Origin of the sequence: Cellulosimicrobium cellulans, assembly GCF_001722485.1 — a bacterium.
GTDB lineage: Bacteria > Actinomycetota > Actinomycetes > Actinomycetales > Cellulomonadaceae > Cellulosimicrobium > Cellulosimicrobium cellulans_A.
Window position 1 is genome coordinate 1 of record NZ_LWGL01000335.1, and the last position, 1,250, is coordinate 1,250.

Sequence of the window (1,250 nt, forward strand, 5' to 3'; positions counted from 1 at the left end):
GGCGCGCAGCGCGCCGACGTGCGCGTGCACGAACCGCTCGGCCGGGTCCGTCGCGAGCGCCGCCGCGACGAGCTCCGCGTCGGCGCGCGCGAGGATGCGGCGCACGTCGACCGGCACGACCGACGGACCGTGCGGCGTCTGCCCGCCCGTGGCACGCGTCGAGCTCCCCGCAGGCACCCTCGCCGCACCCCTCGTGGCACTTCTCGCCGTGCTCCCCGACGCGCTCCTCGCCATCGTGCACCTCCTGGCTCCACTATCGAACACACGTTCGACCCGTGTCAACGGCCCGCCCCGCCCACCGCGTACCGTGGACCCATGGCTCGCCGCGCTCCCCGGACCTCCCGCACAGCGTCCGCCGGGCCACCCACACCGGGCCGCCGCGGGTCGCGCTCGCCGCGCCGCGCCGGCGACCTGCCGACGGACGAGGTCCCGACGAGCACCGGGACGGCGCGCCTCGAGCCGGACCCGGACCGCGACGGTGCCGTCACGCTCTTCGTCAACGGCGTCCCGAGCTCGCACGTCGACCTCGAGGACCCGGGCTTCCTCGCGTTCGAGTACATGCAGCAGATGGCGGCGGTGGTCGACCTCCTCCCGCCGGGGCCGCTGCGCGTGCTGCACCTCGGCGCCGCCGGGTGCAGCCTCGCGCGCTGGGTCGAGCACACCCGGCCCGGCTCGGCGCAGGTGGGCGTCGACCTCGACGCCCGGCTGCTCGAGCTCGTGCGCACGTGGTTCGACCTGCCGCGCTCCCCGCGCCTGCGCCTGCGGGCGGACGACGCCCGGCAGGCGCTGACGACGTTCGCCGACGCGTCGTTCGACGTCGTCGTGCGGGACGTGTTCTCCGGCGACACCACGCCGCAGCACCTCGTGACGACCGGTGCCGCCCTCGAGGTGCGTCGCGTCCTGCGACCGGGCGGCGCGTACCTCGTCAACTGCGCCGACCGCCCGCCCCTGACCGCCGCACGCCGCGAGCTCGCAACGCTCGCCGTCGTCGGCGCGGACCACCGCCAGGGAGGCCGCGGAGGGGCGGGCGAGGAGGCCGCGAGCCCGCGCCGGTGCGTGCTCGCCGAGCCGGCGCTGCTCAAGGGACGCCGTTACGGCAACGTCGTCCTCGTGGCGGTCCGCCCCGGCGGCGACGACCCGGACCTCGCGTCGGCGGCCCTGGCGCGCGCGGCGCGCACGCTCCCCGTCCCGGCGCACGTCCTCGTCGGCGGCGAGCTCGACGCGTTCGTCGGCGCGGCGGCGCCGTTCGA

The 1,250-nt window shown here is 77.6% G+C and carries 1 protein-coding gene; it reads left to right on the top strand.

Features of this window, described 5'->3' with window-relative positions; genetic code table 11:
* Positions 1–315: 315 nt before the first annotated feature.
* A partial coding sequence (locus JZ5iCDA_RS17550; RefSeq protein WP_069388246.1) for a spermidine synthase occupies positions 316–1,250 on the top strand: 935 nt, incomplete at its 3' end.